Below are 487 nucleotides of genomic sequence, written 5' to 3'. Positions count from 1 at the left end.
TTGTTCTGTCTTGGCCAGGTGAGATGGATGCCGATTGTAAGCGTTGGCAAGCTCGGTCGGTCAAGTGGTTGCAGGACACGTATGGGGACCAGTTGAAGACAGTCATCAGGCATGATGATGAGGCTTTTCCTCATCTTCATGCTTTCATCGTTCCTGATGATTTGAAGGCGATCAGCTTACATCCTGGGGATAGTGCAAAGCAGAAGGCCAAGGCGGATGGGTTATCTCCAAAGGAACAAAATGAAGCCTATAAGCAATCGTTTAGAGATTGGCAGGACAGTTATTGGGATAAGGTCGGGAAGCCTTCTGGCTTAACTCGTATTGGTCCAGGKCGTAGGCGTTTAACTCGGGACCAGTGGAACCAGGAGAAGCAACAAGCCAAGGCTTTAGCTATTGCTCTGGCTGATGGTCGTGCTGTTGCAAAGCGTGTTGATGCTGCAAAAGCTAAGGCTGAAAAGTTTGAGAAGGCTGGCACGTTGGTTGGTGC

General features: G+C 49.6%; 1 protein-coding gene. It reads left to right on the top strand.

All coding sequences use genetic code 11. From position 1 onward, the window contains the following. Positions 1–487 (top strand): plasmid recombination protein (locus KP705_RS17200; protein ID WP_215765151.1); only part of this gene is annotated, 487 nt, incomplete at both ends.

Source organism: Gluconobacter sp. P1D12_c (assembly GCF_018812105.1).
GTDB classification, from domain to species: Bacteria; Pseudomonadota; Alphaproteobacteria; order Acetobacterales; family Acetobacteraceae; genus Gluconobacter; species Gluconobacter oxydans_A.
This window is presented reverse-complemented; position numbering and strand designations above follow the sequence as displayed.